Annotated in this window: 11 protein-coding genes; 4 read left to right on the forward strand and 7 right to left on the reverse strand. The window is 64.9% G+C overall.

Annotated elements, in window-relative coordinates:
• Positions 1 to 22 precede the first annotated feature (22 nt).
• Positions 23 to 1,339 (forward strand): M16 family metallopeptidase, encoded by a 1,317-nt coding sequence (locus J1C48_RS06015; protein ID WP_207256870.1) that lies wholly within the window; start codon positions 23 to 25, stop codon positions 1,337 to 1,339.
• A gap of 13 nt (positions 1,340 to 1,352) precedes the next feature.
• On the forward strand, positions 1,353 to 2,234 hold the full coding sequence (locus J1C48_RS06020) for a patatin-like phospholipase family protein (RefSeq protein WP_207256871.1): 882 nt from the start codon (positions 1,353 to 1,355) through the stop codon (positions 2,232 to 2,234).
• Positions 2,235 to 2,255: 21 nt separating this feature from the next.
• Here the strand turns inward: J1C48_RS06020 and J1C48_RS06025 are convergent, their stop codons facing one another.
• The 3 genes from J1C48_RS06025 to J1C48_RS06035 form a co-directional block, all read right to left on the reverse strand.
• A complete protein-coding gene (locus J1C48_RS06025) occupies positions 2,256 to 3,674 on the reverse strand; it encodes an MFS transporter (protein WP_343217684.1) in 1,419 nt (472 codons plus the stop codon).
• Between the two features lie 417 nt (positions 3,675 to 4,091).
• Positions 4,092 to 9,002 carry an NAD-glutamate dehydrogenase gene (locus tag J1C48_RS06030; protein WP_207256872.1) on the reverse strand — a complete coding sequence of 1,637 codons (4,911 nt, stop codon included), beginning with the start codon at positions 9,000 to 9,002 and terminating at the stop codon, positions 4,092 to 4,094.
• Positions 9,003 to 9,280: 278 nt separating this feature from the next.
• Positions 9,281 to 9,913, reverse strand: coding sequence for a LemA family protein (locus J1C48_RS06035; protein WP_207256873.1), 633 nt, complete (start codon positions 9,911 to 9,913; stop codon positions 9,281 to 9,283).
• 114 nt (positions 9,914 to 10,027) lie between these two features.
• Between J1C48_RS06035 and J1C48_RS06040 the strand changes: the two genes are divergently transcribed.
• The gene (locus tag J1C48_RS06040) at positions 10,028 to 10,285 is read left to right on the forward strand and encodes a hypothetical protein (protein ID WP_207256874.1); all 258 of its coding nucleotides are present in this window, start codon (positions 10,028 to 10,030) and stop codon (positions 10,283 to 10,285) included.
• A 6-nt stretch (positions 10,286 to 10,291) separates the two neighbouring features.
• Positions 10,292 to 11,182 carry a pyridoxal kinase PdxY gene (gene pdxY, locus J1C48_RS06045; protein ID WP_207256875.1) on the forward strand — a complete coding sequence of 297 codons (891 nt, stop codon included), beginning with the start codon at positions 10,292 to 10,294 and terminating at the stop codon, positions 11,180 to 11,182.
• 92 nt (positions 11,183 to 11,274) lie between these two features.
• Here pdxY and J1C48_RS06050 read toward each other — a convergent pair whose 3' ends face one another.
• From J1C48_RS06050 to J1C48_RS06065, 4 genes are all read right to left on the reverse strand, one after another.
• Positions 11,275 to 12,357 (reverse strand): AbrB family transcriptional regulator, encoded by a 1,083-nt coding sequence (locus J1C48_RS06050; protein ID WP_207256876.1) that lies wholly within the window; start codon positions 12,355 to 12,357, stop codon positions 11,275 to 11,277.
• 23 nt (positions 12,358 to 12,380) lie between these two features.
• Positions 12,381 to 13,877, reverse strand: coding sequence for a tripartite tricarboxylate transporter permease (locus J1C48_RS06055; protein ID WP_207256877.1), 1,497 nt, complete (start codon positions 13,875 to 13,877; stop codon positions 12,381 to 12,383).
• An 8-nt stretch (positions 13,878 to 13,885) separates the two neighbouring features.
• On the reverse strand, positions 13,886 to 14,326 hold the full coding sequence (locus J1C48_RS06060) for a tripartite tricarboxylate transporter TctB family protein (protein WP_207256878.1): 441 nt from the start codon (positions 14,324 to 14,326) through the stop codon (positions 13,886 to 13,888).
• Between the two features lie 357 nt (positions 14,327 to 14,683).
• A complete protein-coding gene (locus J1C48_RS06065) occupies positions 14,684 to 15,652 on the reverse strand; it encodes a Bug family tripartite tricarboxylate transporter substrate binding protein (RefSeq protein ID WP_207256879.1) in 969 nt (322 codons plus the stop codon).
• Positions 15,653 to 15,791 lie beyond the last annotated feature (139 nt).

Raw genomic sequence — 15,791 nt, forward strand, 5'->3', positions numbered from 1 at the left:
GAGTTTTATGATCGTCCCTGCCATGAAAGCTGGCCTCAAAAGCCTCCTCACCGCCGCCTCCTTCGGCCTTCTTGCCTTCAGCGCCGCTCCGGCGGCCGCGGTCGACATCCAGGAGGTGACGAGCCCGGGAGGGATCAAGGCCTATCTGGTCGAGGATCATTCCAACCCGCTGATCGCCGTCAACTTCGCCTTCAAGGGCGGGGGCTCGACCCAGGATCCGAAGGGCAAGGAGGGACTGGCCAATCTGATGTCCGGGCTGCTCGACGAGGGCGCGGGCGATATCAAGAGCGCCGAATTCCAGTCGAAGCTCGATGACCTCGGCGTGTCGATGAGCTTCGATGCCGGCTATGACAATTTTACCGGCTCGTTCCGCACCATCACTGATTTCGAGGATCAGGCCTTCGGTCTCTTGCATCTGGCGCTGACCAATCCCCGCTTCGACACCGAGCCGGTCAACCGGATCCGCGGCCAGATCGTCACCGGCCTCCTCGCCGATCGCAACGATCCGGGCGAGGTGGCCTCCAAGGCGTTTCGCGAGACGGTGTTTGCCGGCCATCCCTATGCGCGCCCGACCGAAGGCACGCCCGAGACCCTGGCGACGATCACTGCCGACGACCTCAAGACCTTTCGCCGTGACGTGTTCGCCAAGGACGATCTCGTCATCGGCGTCGTCGGCGACATCACCCCGGACAGATTGAAGACGCGGCTCGACCAGATTTTTGGCGATCTGGCGGCCAAGGCCAAGCTGACGCCGGTGCCGCTCGCCAAGCCGGTGATGGGCAAGGACGTGCAGGTCGACCTCGCGGTGCCGCAGACCAACATCCGGGTCGCGATGCCGGGCGTCTTGCGGCCCGATAAGGATTTCTTCGCTGCCTATCTGATGAACCATATTCTCGGCGGCGGCTCCTTCACCTCCTGGCTCTATGATGAAATTCGCGAGAAGCGGGGTTTGGCCTATGGCGCCTCGTCCTATCTGGCCACCTATGACCATGCCGGCATCATCGCGATCGCCACGGCGACCCGGGCCGATGCCGCGCCGCAGACCGTGGATATCATCCGCAAGCAGCTGACCCGGATGGCCAAAGACGGGCCGACGACGGCGGAACTCGCCAAGGCCAAGGCCTATGTGAAGGGCTCCTACGCCGTGCGCAATCTGGACTCCTCGCTGGCCGTCGCCTCCACCCTGGTCGGCATCCAGCTCGACGATCTCGGCAAGGACTATATCGACAAGCGCCAGGCGCTGATCGACGCGGTCAGCCTCGACGACGTCAAGGCGGTGGCGAAGAGGCTCCTCAGTGTCCAGCCGACGGTGGTCACGGTCGGCCCGGCGGCTTCGTAACGGCGGCGTGGCGATGCGGCTCGGAATCGCGCTTGGCGGTGGCGGCGCACGGGGGCTCGCCCACATCCACGTCCTTGAGGCGCTGGATGAGCTCGGCATCCGGCCGGTGCGGATCATCGGTTCGTCGATCGGTGCAATCATCGGCGCCGGCTACGCAGCGGGCATGCCGGCGCGGGACATCCGCGCCTATATGCTCGATTGCTTCACCAGCCCGCGCATCGTCATCGGTCGGCTGTGGCAGACGCGGCCGGTGTCGTTGCAGGAGTTTTTGAACGACGGCGGGTTTCGCGTCGGTCAGCTCAATGCCCGGCGGGTGATCATGGCCTTCATGCCGCCGGATGTGCCGCTGACCTTCGAGGAGCTGCAGATTCCGCTCGGCGTGATGGCGACGGATTTCTTCGCCCGCTCCGAATGCGAGATCGAGACCGGCGATCTGCGCAGCGCCATCGCGGCTTCGGCGGCGATCCCGGCGGTGTTTCGGCCGGTGCGGCGGGACGGGCGGGTGCTGGTCGATGGCGGCATCTATAATCCGCTCCCCTTCGACCGGCTGAAGAGCGTCGCCGACTTCACCATCGCCGTCGACGTCAATGGCGGGCCGGAGGGCGACGGCAGCCGGTTGCCGACGCCGGTTCAGGCGATGATCGGGGCCTCGCAGCTCACCATGCAGTCGATCATCGACACGAAGCTGAAGATGGCCCCGCCGGATCTTCTGTTCCGTCCGCCGGTGTCGCTCTACGGGGTGCTCGACTTTTTGCGCTCGAGCGAGATCCTCAGCGCCACCGAGGGCCTGAAAGACGAGGCCAAACGGGCGATCACCCACCATCTCGAAGCCCATCACAAGACGGGTCACGAGGTCTTGGAGCGGCTTGCAACGGCGGCAGCCGCGTCGGACTGACCTGTCCGATCCTGGAGGCGCTCAGCTGGCCAGTGGGTCTTCGCGAGGCCCTGCGGCGCGCACGGCCAGAGCAAGTCCGACGAGAAAGAACACGATCAAGCTTGCCATGCCGATGCGCGAGGCGGCAACGGGGTCGAAGCGTTGCGCGGCAAAAGCTGTCGCCGCGCTGACGGCCGCCGGCGCCAGAAACGAGGTGGCCCGGCCAATGAAGGCATAAAAGCCGAAATAGCGGCCGGCCTCGGCGGCGCTGACGGATTTCGCCATCCACGAGCGCGAGGAGGCCTGGATCGGGCCGAAGGCCACGCCGATCAACAGGCCGAAGACGATGTAGCTCTTTTCCGCCCCGCTCTCGAACAGGCCGGTGCCATCGGCCGGCGGCGCGAAGGTCAACAGGCCGAACAAGGTGGAGTCGGGGCTGGTCGAGACGATGCCGATCGTCGCTAGACACAGGCAGCCGATTGCCATGATCACCACGGCCTTGGAGCCGAGACGGGCGTCGAGCATGCCGGCGAGGAAGCAGCCGGGAATGGCGACGACGTTGAGGATGATCCCGAACAGCCCGCTTTCGGTGATCGACCAGCCGAACATGCCCGCCGCGAAGGCGCCGCCGAGGACCAGCAGGGCGTTGACCCCGTCCTGATAGATCATCCGTGCGATCAGAAAGTGAAACAGCGCCCGGCGCTGGCGGATCTCGCGAAAGGTTGCCGCCAGATCGCCGAGCCCTTGCCGCATCGCGGCGACGACAGATTCGCCGCGCGGCCGGTCGGGGGTGACGACGAACATCGGCAGGATGAACACGACGTACCACAGGGCGGCGAGCGGCGCGGTCGCTCGCGAGCCTTCGCCGAGCGCCGGATCGAGACCGAAGGCTGGCGTCAGGCCGAGCAGCGTAAGGCCGGTCTCTTTCGATCCGGCCAGACAGGCGAGGGCGGCGATCAGAAAGACGATGCCGCCGGCATAGCCAAGGCCCCAGGCAACGTTGGAGACCCGGCCGATCTCGTCGTTCTTCAACAGCCGCGGCATCATCGCGTCGTTGAAGACGATGGAAAACTCCGCCGCGACGGTGGCGAGAACAATGAGCAGCGCCGCCAAAAGAAGCGACGAGCGCGGAGCGGCGAACCACAACAGACACAAGGCGCTGATTTTGACCACCGCGAAGGCGGCGATCCAGGGCTTGCGCGGCCCCGCCCGGTCGGCGACGGTGCCGAGAAAGGGCGAGCCGAGGGCGACGAAAATACCGGCGAGCGTCGCGGCCAGGGCCCACCATTTTTGCCCCGTCGCCGGATCGGGCGCGAGCTGCGAGACGAAATAGGGGCCGAAGACGAAGGTGATCACCACCGTGAAAAACGGCTGGGCGGCAAAATCGAAGGCCATCCACCCCCAGACGCCCGGACGCCTCAGCGCCGGGCGCGGGTCCGCCGTCAGACGATCCGATGTCACGTTTGGGCGATCCCCTTCGTCCGGCGCAGCGATCGGGTCTGCTGCATTGATTGCTGGGTCAGAGGTAAAGGCGTCGCCGCTGATCGGTCAAGCGATGTCCAGCTTCGTCACACGGCTGACGTTGACGTTTCGCTCGGCACGCCAAGCATCGTATGATGCCTGCATCCGAAGCCACACCTCGGCGCCGTCGCCGAAGACGGCGCCACGTTTCGCCGCGACTTGAGGTGTGACGGGTTTGGCTTCGTTGAGAAGATCGTAAAGATGCTGCCGTGAAATCCGGACTCAATCGATCGAAAAGTCGTGCCCATATTCTGTTTCAAGATATGAGTCACTTGGACATCTGTCAGCATTTTGTTGACAGATGTCCAAGCGATCTCGGCCCTCAAAGCTTTCGGCGCTGCGAGCGCTAAGCGCCGGTCAGACCTGCCCGGCGAGATCCGATAAAAGGCCGGCGGCGACTGTGAGCCGCGAGACCGACGTCTCGCCGCTGCCGGCGAGCGAGACGAGCTGATTGCGGACCCGGTCAAGGGTGCCGTGGCGGGCCTCGGCCCAGGCGTCGACCGCTTCGCCGCTCGTCAGCACCGCCGCCGTCAGCTGGCGCCGCGCCTTGGCGATCTGGCTTTCGGCGCGCTGCAGGGCCAGCGTCTCGAAATAATCGTTGGCATCGTAGCGGAACAGGGCGCCTTCCAGCCGGCCGATCTCGAAGAGGTGGGTGACGTCGAAATAGGCCGCGACCGTTTCCTCCAGCGACTGGCCGGTTTCGCGCGAGACGGCTGCGATGTCCGGGATGAGCGCGAACAATGGCAGCCGGGCGATGTCCTTTGCGAGTTCATCCGGCACGCCTTGCCGTGCCCAGTCGGCGGCCCGTTGCTCGGCGTCGTCGCGCGCGGCCGCGGAGGCAAGGTCCGTCAGCTTGCCGCCGAGTTGGCCGAGGGCGTCGCGGCTTTCGATGACGACACTGGTCAGTCCCGACTGGAAGCTCTCATTGAGGACGTACCAGAGCGTCAGCCGATGCAGGAACCGGCCGAGCTCGCGGTAGAGACCGTTCTGGACCGTGCCCGCGAGCGTCGTGTCGAGGGCGTCGATCCGCTCGTAGAGGGCGCGGATGTCGAAGCCGTCCTTGGCCGCGACGAAAGCCTGGACGACGGCGGAGGGCGATGCGCCGGTGGATTCCTCCATGGTGGTGACGAAGGTCGGTCCGGTGCGGTTGACCATCTCGTTGGCCAGCACCGTCGCGATGATCTCGCGGGCCAGGCGATGGCCCTTGATGTCGCGGGAAAAATCCCGCCGCATCGGCATTGGGAAGTAATCGTGCAGCCGGTCTTCGAGATAGGGATCGTCCGGCAGATCGCCGGCGACGAGGTCGTCGAACAGCGTGATCTTGGCGTAAGCGAGAATGACTCCGATTTCCGGCCGCGTCAGACCCTGGCCGGTGCTGCGCAGATCGGCGATGGCACCGTCGGAAGGCAGCGTCTCGACGCTTCGGTCGAGATGGCCGGCGCCTTCGAGGACGCTCATGAAGCGCGACTGAAGCGCCAGTGCCGCCACGCCCTCGCGCTGTTCGAGCGAGATCGCCAGGGTCTGTTCGTAATTGTTGGCCAGCACGAGCTCGGCCACTTCACGGGTCATCGCGGCCAAAAGGGCGTTGCGAACCTTGCGATTCAGGCGCCCGTCGCTCATCGCCGCCTTCAGCGCGATCTTGATGTTGACCTCGACGTCGGAGGTGTTGACGCCGGCGGAGTTGTCGATCGCATCGGAATTGATCCGCCCGCCTTTCCGGGCAAATTCGATCCGGCCCCGTTGGGTGACGCCGAGATTGGCGCCTTCGCCGATCACCTTGGCTCTGACCTCGGCGGCCGTCACGCGCACCGCGTCGTTCGCGCGGTCGCCGACATCGACATTGGTCTCGCTGGTGGCGCGCACATAGGTGCCGATGCCGCCGAACCAGAGCAGATCGACCGGCGCCTTGAGGATCGCGGCGATGATCTCCGACGGCGTGCCCTCGTTGCGATCGTAGCCGATCGCCGCCATCGCTTCGTCGGACAGATGAATCAGCTTCTCCTTGCGGGAGAACACGCCGCCCCCATGAGAAATCTTGGCCGTGTCGTAGTCCTGCCAGGACGAGCGGGGGAGCTCGAAGAGGCGCTTGCGCTCTTCGAAGGAGGCCGCGGCATCGGGATCGGGATCGATGAAGATGTCGCGGTGATCGAAGGCGGCGACCAGGCGCGTCTTTTGCGACAACAGCATGCCGTTGCCGAAAACGTCGCCCGACATATCGCCGCAGCCGACTGCGGTGAACGGTTCGGACTGGATGTCCCAGGCACCGCTTTCCTCCCGCTCGACCTCGCGGAAATGGCGCTTGACCGCCTCCCAGGCACCGCGGGCGGTGATGCCCATGGCCTTGTGATCGTAGCCGGCCGAGCCGCCTGATGCGAAGGCGTCGTCGAGCCAGAAGTCTTCCGATCGGGCAATCGCGTTGGCGGTATCGGAGAAGGTCGCGGTGCCCTTGTCGGCGGCGACGACGAAATAGGGATCGTCACCGTCATGGCGGCGAACTTTATCGGGCGGCAACACGGCCTCGCCGACGATGTTGTCGGTCACCGAAAGGAGCGAGGCGACGAAGACGACATAGGCGGCGCGCCCCGCCTTGAACCAGGCGTCGCGCTGGGCCGCGTCCGGCAGGCGCTTGGGATAAAAGCCGCCCTTGGCGCCGACCGGCACGATCACCGCGTTCTTCACCTGTTGCGCCTTGACCAGGCCGAGCACCTCGGTGCGGTAGTCCTGGGCCCGATCCGACCAGCGCAGACCGCCACGCGCCACCTGGCCGAAGCGCAGATGGACGCCCTCGACCCGGGCGTCGAAGACGAAGATCTCGCGATAGGGGACGGGGGCCGGCAGCCCTTCGACCGAAGCGGAGTCGAGTTTAAAGGCCAGCGCCGGCGCGACCTTGCCGGGTTCGGAAGCGGCGTCGGCCGACATCCCGTCGACGGCGAAGTAATTGGTCCGCAGCGTCGCCAAAATCACGTTCAGGAAGCGCCGCAAGATGCGGTCGTCGTCGATTGAATCCACCGCGTCGAGCGCCGTGGTGATTGCGTCGTGGATCGCTGCCGCACCGCGCGCCATAGCTCGCTTGGCCTGACGGTTTTCCGGTTCGCTCTCGCGGTTTGCCGCCTCGCCCGTGGCGTGTCCTCCCTCGGCGGGATCGAGCGAGGTTTCGAACAGGCGCCACAGGGCGGTGGTGATCGCCGGCTGCCGGACGAGAGCGTCCGACAGATAGTCCGGCGAATAGCCAAGCCCCGCCTGGCGCAGATAGCGCGCATAGGCGCGCAGCACGTTCGCCTTGCGGAAGTTGAGGCCGGCCTCGAGGACCAGGGCGTTGAACCCGTCATTTTCGATCCGGCCATGCCAGACCGCGCCGAAAGCCGCTTGCAGCGCTTCGCCGCCATCGTCGAGGCCGATCGCACCGCCACGCCGGCGCACCAGATCCATATCGTGCAGATGGACGCTCTCGCCGCTCGGCAGCGCGATCCGGAAGGTGCGCTCGGAGACGACGCCGAAGCCCATGTTCTCCAGGATCGGCACCCGGGTCGACAGCGCGACGGCTTTGCCGAGGTGATAGATCTTCAGCCGCACGATCTCGTCGGTGTCGCCGTCGCGGCGATAAAAGTCGGTGACGAGCGGCTCGTCGTCGGAGAGCTTCTGGACCACCGCGACGTCGTGCACCGCTTCGGCCGGCGAAATGCTGTCGCGGTAGCTGCCCGGCAGGCCGCTGGCAAAACGCTGATGATGGGCCGGCGCGCCGGCATGGCCGAGGGCGGCGATGAACTCGTCTTCCCAGTTCTTCGCCATTTCGGCGATGCGCGCTTCCAATCGCTCGACGTCGACCTCGGGCGTCGGATCGCCGGCTCGGCCGATGATGATGTGAACACGGGCGAGCAGGCCTTCCGGGAAGGCCGGATAATAGGCCGAGACGTGGCCGTCATAAGCGTCGGCGAGCAGATGGCCGATCCGTTCGCGCAGGCGCGAATCGTAGCGATCGCGCGGCACATAGACGATGATCGAGGCGAAGCGGTCGAACTTGTCGACCCGTGGCAGCACCCGCACGCGCGGCCGCTCGCCAAGTTCGACGACGATCGCCGCATAGCGCTCGAGCCGCTCCACATCGATCTGGAAGACCTCGTCGCGGGGATAGGATTCCAGCGCATTGAGCAGCGCCTTGCCGGAATGGGATTGCGGGTGAAAGCCGGAATGGGCGATCACCGTCTGCGCCTTCAGCCGCACATAGGGGATGGTCAGGATCGAGCGGGTATAGGCGGTGGAGGTGAAAAGGCCGATGATCCGCAATTCGCCGGTCAGTTGGCCTTCGGTGTCGTAGAGCTTGACGCCGATGTAATCCATATAGGCCCGGCGATGGACCCGTGAGCGGGCATTCGCCTTGGTGACGATCAAGGGGCTCGCGGCTTTCAGAAAGGCTCGGATCTCCGGTGTCGTGATCATTGGGCGGCCGGGGCGGCCGAGAATGCGCACATCGGGATCGGAAAGAATGCCGAGAGCGTCGCTCTGGCGCCGCTGCAAGACCTCGCCGCCGCTCTCGCCATTATAGTCGTATTCGCAGGTGCCGAGGAAGATGAAGTTGTCGTCGCGCAGCCATTCCAAAAGCCGCGCGGCCTCGCTGACCCGGTTCTTCTGTTCGTCATCGGTGAGGGTTTGCCCCCGTCGGTCGAGATCGTCGACCGCTTGGCTCACCCTTTCGCGCATCGCCTGAAAATCGCGGTTGGCGTGCCCGACCTGGGCGAGGATCGTTTCCAGCGCTTTGGAGAGATCGGACCCCGGCTCAGCGCCGGTCATCGGATCGACCGCGAATTGGATGAGGCTGGTGCGCGTGGTGCCGGCCGGCGTCTCCTCGCCCGGGCGCGAGGCGGAGAAGTCGACGATCGTCCCGCTCTCGTCGCGTGTCACGTCGAGGATCGGGTGGGAGATGTAGTGGATTTCGTTCGCGCGGTCGGCGATCTCGGCGGTCAGCGAACCGAACAGAAAGGCCATGTCGTCGCTGACGATGGTGACGAGATCCTGCAATTCGCCGCGATGGCGAAACTCGTCCGGACGGTCGATCCAGACCAGCGCTTTGCCGCGCCGGTGTGTCGCCAGCGCTTCGGCGCCGGTCCTCGCCGCCGCGGCGAGCGCCACTGTTTCGAAGGTCGCAAGATCCTCTCCGGGGGGGCGGGCGAAAAGCAGGGGGGCGAGTTTCGCGCCGGCGCTGCATTCGCCAAGCGCCGCGGTGACGGCTTCTACGACTTTGGCTTTTTGCCCATTCACGTCTTCGATCATCGCGGTCCCTCCTCGCACGCCCCAGCTTATGGCATCAATCATAGTGGAGAGGGCCGGAACTGCGAGGCGTTCGGCTGGTCACGGGAGGTTGCAAATGACTCGCGATCGCGACGAATCGGTGACGGCACTTGATCTCGGCCTTGTCGACCCACGGTGGGAACGCACCACGGCTGATTTCGACACGGGCGTGGCTTGGCGAGGGGCGGGCGGATTGAAGCGCCGCTGAGGCGCGGCATTCGTCGGGGGAACGCTCATGGCGTAAGGGCGGGCGGCAGCGATCATTGGCCGACGTCCACCCTCGGCGGCTCCTTTGCGCCCGGGGTTGCGGTGAAGGACTGCATCGGCTTGGCGTTCGGATAAAAAACGTCAGCGTACCAGCGGCCGGGGATGCGCTCCAACTCGGTATTGTAATCGCGGACTGCATCAATGTAGTCGCTCCTGGCCACGGAGATGCGATTTTCGCTGCCTTCCAGCTCGCTTTCAAGGCTGAGAAAATGATGGCTCGACTTTAACACCGGATAGGCCTCGACGGTGGCGAGCAGCCGCGACAGCGAGCCTGAAAGCTGATCTTGCGCCGCCTGAAACTTTTGAACCGCGACCTGATCGGTCAACTGGTCGGCGCTGATTTTGAGCTGCGTCGCCTTCGCCCGTGCCTCGACCACCGCCGTGAGGACGTCCGTTTCCTGGCTGGCGTAGCCTTTGACGGTCTCTACGAGGTCGGGAATCAGATCATTGCGGCGCTGATATTGATTTTCAATTTGGGTCCAGGCCGCTTTGGCGTCCTTTTCCTTCATCGGAATGGCATTGGAGCCGGCGATGACGAGAATGGCGCTGGCAAGGAGCACGAGAATGGCACTTGCAATCAGTCCGAACGGCAACGAGCGGCGATGGTGAGACTCAGACATGGACATTTCTTTCGGCGGCTCAATTTCGATTGGCATGTCGACCTATGCTTCGATTGTTCGAAGGCCAGATGACGGGTGCAGCTGTTGCCCTTCGCGTTCATTTCGGACAGAACGAATCGCATGAGCAGTCAACCGCCCGAAGACGAACGGCAGCGTGAGGCGAGGGCTATCCTCGAACGTATCCGGCGTGAAACGGAGCCGCAGATCGGTGCGCACACCGAGGCGATCGTGACGCGGACCCGCGACCACTTCATGGGCCGAGACGCCGACGCGGAGGATCGATTCGAGGTGATCGGCACCCGCATCGGCCGAATCGCCAGCGTGCTTGCCTTCGTCATTCTCGCCGTGCTTCTTGCCAGCCAACTCCTCTCGGGCTGAACCAGCATGATCGACCAGACCTCGCGGACCGGCGACCGACCAGCGGTGATTGCGATTTCCAGCCATGTCGTGCGGGGCTCCGTGGGCAATCGCGCGGCGGCCTTTGCACTTGAGTCCCTCGGCTTTCCGGTATGGTCGGTGCCGACCGTGACATTGCCTTGGCATCCCGGGCATGGCGCGGCGACGCGCATCGTGCCGCCGCCGGAATGCTTCGACGCGATGATGGCGGATTTGGCCGGGGCGCGCTGGCTCGGCGAGGTCGGCGCGGTGCTGACCGGCTATTTCGGCGCCGCCGGTCAGGTCGAGGCGGCGGCGCGGCTGATCGAGGCGGTTCGGGCGGAGAATCCCAGCGCTCTCATCTTATGCGATCCGGCAACCGGCGACAGCGGCCGCCTCTATCAACCGGCGGCGATTCTCGATGCCATCCGCGATCGGCTGATACCACTCGCCGACATCGCGACGCCCAATCGCTTCGAGCTGGAATTTTTGAGCGGTCTCGAGCTGTCGAGCAACGACGACCTGATCGAAGCGGCGATCGCGCTCGGGCCGCATATGGTGGTGGTGACCTCGGCCTTTCCGATGCTGAAGGGCGGCACCGGCAACCTGCTTGTCGACGATCGCCAGACGATTCTCGCCGAGCATCGGTTGATTGAAGACGCTCCGAAGGGCGTCGGCGATCTGACCGCCGCGGTGTTCCTGGCGCGGCTGTTGTCCGGCGTGTCGCAGGAAAAGGCGCTGCAGTCGACGACGGCGACGGTGTTCGAGCTGTTGGCCCGCACCACCAAACGCGGTGCCGACGAACTGACGCTCGAAACCGATCTCGACAGCCTGAAGCATCCGATGGCGATGGTGCAAATGCGCCGGCTCGGGCGGTCCTTGCCCAAACGCCCGGCCTGAGCGCCCTACAGCATCGTCCCGAAAAGCGGAATCGATTTTCGGCAAAGCACGATGCGTCGATTCAAAGGGTTCTAACTCATGGAAGCGACGCGTCAGCGTTCGGCCGAGGATGAGTCCTGCTTTGCGGACGGCGCCGGATCGGTTTTGCGATCGCGGATGAACAAGGGCAGGATGGCCAGGAGGAGCAGCAGGCGGAAGATGTGGTGGGTGGCGACATAGGCCGGGTCGTAGCCGAGCGACAGGGCCATCGCGCTCATTCCCTCGACGCCGCCTGGCGCGAACGACACCCAGACCTGGCCGAAGGGAAGGTCGAGGCCGCGGGCGACGGCATAGCTGACGAGGCCCGACAGCACGACCGCGACGGTGGTGACGGCGAGGCCGGCAACGAACAGCGCCCGCATCTGCGCGCCGGTGATGGCGGAAAAACGCGCGCCGATCACCGCGCCGGCAAGCGAAAATCCGATGAAGGTCAGGGCCGTCGAAGGGCGCCCTTCCAGCCATCCGACGCCATGTCCGAGACCGCTGAGGATGACGCCGGCAAGCAGGAAGGCCGCCGGGATCCGCAGCTTGTCCATCAGCAGGCCGGCGATCGTGGCGATTGCGATCAGGACGAGGCTTTGCGGCAGATCGAGGGTGTGTCGAGCAATGCCGGCAAGCCCACCATTGGGGCTGCCTTCAACCAGCGCGACCAGCGGCGGCAAGGCGATGGTGATGATCAGCAGCCTGAGGCTCTGGATCACCATGACGAAGGGCGTATCGATGGTCCTTCCCGGCCGATCGGCCGCGAGCGACAGGCTGTAGGACAGCGCGCCCGGCGAGGTCGCGAGCACCGCCGTCCCTCTGGTCGTGCCGAAGAATCGCCGCAGCACCGAGGACGAGACGAGCATCACCGCGAGCATCGTCGCCGTCAGAGCCAGAAGGCTGGCCGGAAAGCGCAGCACGTCCGAGAGGAAATGCGTGGTGACGCCGGCGCCGAGCGTCACTCCGATCGTGGTGAAGCCGAGATTGCGCAGCAGAGGCGGCACTTTCGGGCCGAGCCCCAGCGCGGCGAGCGCCGTGACCGCGACGGTCGAGCCGACGAGCGGCCCTGCCGGCACGCCGATCGCCTGAAACGCCGCCGCGCCGATCAGAGCACTGGAAAGGGCCAGAAGAACCGGCCGTAGGCCTTGGTTCATGCAGGCGCCTTCGGCGATTCCGTTTACGCCTGGCGCCGCCGCCGGCGGCCGACGATGATCGGCACGACGACGACGAGGAGGGCCAAGATGTACAGAGCGATGCTGTTGGTCGAATTGACGAGGATCGTCCAGTCGCCGGCCGAAATCGACAGAGCGCGGCGCAGATTGTCCTCGAACAGCCCGCCGAGCACGAAGCCGAGGATCACCGGCGCGAGCGAGAACTGCAGCTTGCGCAGGAACCAGCCGAAGACGCCGAGCGCCGTGATCATGTAGAGATCGTGCGGGTTGGAGACCACCGAATAGACGCCGATGAAGGCGAGGACGGCGATCAGCGGCGTCAGGAACTGCTGCGGGATCGTCAGCATCCGCGCAAAAAGGCCCACCAACGGCAGGTTGATGACCAGCAGCGCGACATTGCCGATATACATCGAGGCGATCAGGCCCCAGGCGATTTCCGGACGCTGCGAGAACATCAGCGGGCCGGGCGTGACGTTGAAGAGCAGCAGGGCGCCGAGCAGGATCGCCGTGGTGCCCGAGCCCGGGATGCCAAGTGTCAGCATCGGCACCATGGCGCCGCCGGCCGAGGCGTTGTTCGCCGCCTCCGGCGCCGCCAGCCCGCGCATGTCGCCATGGCCGAACTTGGAGGAATCGCGGGCCGCGCGCTTTTCGGTGCCATAGGCGACGGCCGAGGCGACCGAGGCGCCGGTGCCCGGCAAAATGCCGATGAAGAAGCCAATGATCGAGCCGCGCAGGATCGTCCATTTGACGAAGGCGAGATCCTTCCAGGTGACGAAGGTCTTGTCGATCTTCAGCGTCTTCAACGTGCCGGCGGCCTGCTGTTCGACGAGATGGATCAACTCGGCCATGCCAAACAGGCCGATGACGACGACCAGGAAGTCGATGCCGGCGAGGATGTCAGGAATTCCGAAGGTGAAGCGGGCGACGCCGGTGTTGGCGTCGATGCCGACCGAGGCGAGCATCAGCCCGATCACCGCGCCGAGCAGCGTCTTCACCGGGTTCGCGCCGACCAGCGATGCCAGCGAGGCGAAGGCGAAGACCATCAGCGCGACATAGTCGGACGGTGAGAAGGAGATCGCGTAGGAGGCGAGCGCCGGGCCGAAGAAGCTCATCAAAATGACGGAGAAGGTCCCGCCGATGAAGGAGGCGACGGCCGACAGCGACAGCGCTTTGCCGGCTTCGCCGTTCTTAGCCATCGGGTTGCCGTCGAGGGTGGTCATCACCGCGCCGGCGTCGCCGGGAACGTTGAGCAGGATCGACGAAATCCGGCCGCCATATTCGGCGCCGTAATAGATCCCGGCGAGGAGAATGATCGCCGATTCCGGTTTGAAGCCGAGGCCATAGGCGATCGGCAGCAGGATCGCGACGCCATTGATCGGGCCGATGCCCGGCAGCGCGCCGATCAGCGTGCCGGCAAAGCAGCCGGCGAGGACGAGAAACAGGTTGAACGGGTCGAGGGCAACGGCAAAGCCCGAGGCCAATCCGGAAAAGACGGCATCCATGATCTACGTCACCTCAAAAACGTGAGAACGCCCGCAGGCAGGTTGAGGTCGAGCAGTTCGGTGCAGACGAAATAGCCGACGACCCCGATGCCGAGACTGAAGGCCAGCGCCGGCAGGAGCTTTGCGCCGAGCATCATCGATAGCGCCATGCAGAAGGCGACGGTGGCGATGATGAAGCCCAGCGGCTGGAACAGATAGCCGTAGCCGAGCAGCATCGCGACGAGGGCGGCAAGGCGCCCCCAGGTTCGCAGCGGCAGGCCGAAGGACGCAACGTCAGGCTTGGCGAGGACGTAGAGAACGCACGGGATCCCCACGACGCCGAGCAGGCGCGGCCAGCTTTCAGGGCCCAGCGGATCATATTGGAAAGGGGCGTGGATCACCGTGAAGGCGATGACGGTATAGCCGATCACCACCAGGAGAAGCACGCCGGCAAAAAGCCGGTCGGCCATGGACTGCTCCAATCTTCGCCAAGAACAAGCGGCCGCGCCCTTCGCGGCCCGAGGATGCACCGCGCATGCGAACCAACGCAGGCAGCGCGCGCCCTCAATCTCAGTGTTTGCCATGCCGTCGGTCGAATCTCGGCGAGAAGCGCGTCGATCGATCGCCGGGTTTTTACAGCTCGAAGGCCCGCCATTCGAGCGGAATGCGATGAACCGGAATCGCCATTTTGCTCCCAGCCTTTGTTTTGCCGCATGATGGTGCCGAAACGTCATGCAACGTTTCGGCACCATGCTCTAGCGAGCCTTCAGGGCTGCGGTGCATCCCGTGAGGCAATGCTCCGCAGCCCGATTGTCAGTCCGGAAGGACTATTGGATCAGGCCGGCGTCCTTGGCGATGCCGGTCATCCGCTCGACGCGCTTCTTCATGTCGGCGTCCATCTCCTTGCCGGAGAGGTCCATCGGCAGGAGCCCCTTGTCCTTGACGAGCTTGGCCCAGGCGTCCGTGGCGTAGGCCGCTTTGAAGGCCTCGACCCACTTGTTGTAGGCTTCGTCCGAGACGTTCTTGCCCATGTAGTAGCCGCGCACGATCGGCCATTCGGCATCGTAACCGAGTTCCTTGGCGGTCGGCACCTCGGCGAAGGGCGCCGGCAGGCGCTTGTCGCTCAACACCGCCAAAATGCGCATTTCGCCGGTGCCCAGATGCGAGACCATTTCGCCGATATCGCCGAAATAGACCTTGATCGAGCCGCCGAGCAGCCCGGCGATCGCGTCGCCGCCGCCATCGAAGGCGACATAGCGCATCTTGCGAGGGTCGACATTCTTCGACTTCAACAGGATCGCGGCCTTCATCCAGTCCTGCGAGCCGACCGAGCCGCCGGCGCCAACGACCACAGAGCCGGGATCCTTCTCGACCACGGCCATCAGGTCGTCGAGAGTCTTGTAGGGGCTGTCGGCCTTAACGATGACGGCGCCGTAATCGGTGCCGGCCGTCGCCAGGAAGCGAACGTCCTTGGCGCCCCACTGGCCGTATTTGCCGATCGCCATATTGAGCAGCGAGCCGGAGGAAAATGCGACGATCGCGTTCGGATCGTCGGTGCGGGTCGTGTTGAACAGGTTGATCGCGACGGCGCCGATGCCGCCGGGCATGAAGGTCACTTCCATCGGCGTCTTGAGCTGCTTCTCCAGACCCTGCTGCGCGATGCGGCAGGTCAGATCGAAGCCGCCGCCGGGTTTGGCCGGCGCGACGCATTCGGGTCGGCTGATGTCCTGGGCGAGTGCCGGAACGGCAATGACGCTGGCCAGAAGCAGAACGGATGCGATGTTGAGCAATTTCATAGTGGGTCCTCCCATCGGGCTTGTACCGGTGAGAGAGGCCGGCCGACCTGTCGGACGGTGAGTCCTTGACACTGCTGCCGATACCGTTTCCGGTGCAACTCCTCCAGAAGCCATTGCACTGGTTCCTCTCTCCCAAGCT

The organism is Jiella flava (assembly GCF_017349315.1).
Classification (GTDB): Bacteria; Pseudomonadota; Alphaproteobacteria; order Rhizobiales; family Rhizobiaceae; genus Jiella; species Jiella flava.

What these genes read in the sequence shown, in the direction of transcription:
- J1C48_RS06055 (WP_207256877.1), bottom strand. Translation starts at nt 13,877, where the DNA reads ATGGATGCCGTCTTTTCCGGATTGGCCTCGGGCTTTGCCGTTGCCCTC.
- J1C48_RS06015 (WP_207256870.1), top strand. Translation starts at nt 23, where the DNA reads ATGAAAGCTGGCCTCAAAAGCCTCCTCACCGCCGCCTCCTTCGGCCTT.
- J1C48_RS06065 (WP_207256879.1), bottom strand. Translation starts at nt 15,652, where the DNA reads ATGAAATTGCTCAACATCGCATCCGTTCTGCTTCTGGCCAGCGTCATT.
- pdxY (WP_207256875.1), top strand. Translation starts at nt 10,292, where the DNA reads ATGATCGACCAGACCTCGCGGACCGGCGACCGACCAGCGGTGATTGCG.
- J1C48_RS06030 (WP_207256872.1), bottom strand. Translation starts at nt 9,002, where the DNA reads ATGATCGAAGACGTGAATGGGCAAAAAGCCAAAGTCGTAGAAGCCGTC.
- J1C48_RS06040 (WP_207256874.1), top strand. Translation starts at nt 10,028, where the DNA reads ATGAGCAGTCAACCGCCCGAAGACGAACGGCAGCGTGAGGCGAGGGCT.
- J1C48_RS06035 (WP_207256873.1), bottom strand. Translation starts at nt 9,913, where the DNA reads ATGTCCATGTCTGAGTCTCACCATCGCCGCTCGTTGCCGTTCGGACTG.
- J1C48_RS06020 (WP_207256871.1), top strand. Translation starts at nt 1,353, where the DNA reads ATGCGGCTCGGAATCGCGCTTGGCGGTGGCGGCGCACGGGGGCTCGCC.
- J1C48_RS06050 (WP_207256876.1), bottom strand. Translation starts at nt 12,357, where the DNA reads ATGAACCAAGGCCTACGGCCGGTTCTTCTGGCCCTTTCCAGTGCTCTG.
- J1C48_RS06060 (WP_207256878.1), bottom strand. Translation starts at nt 14,326, where the DNA reads ATGGCCGACCGGCTTTTTGCCGGCGTGCTTCTCCTGGTGGTGATCGGC.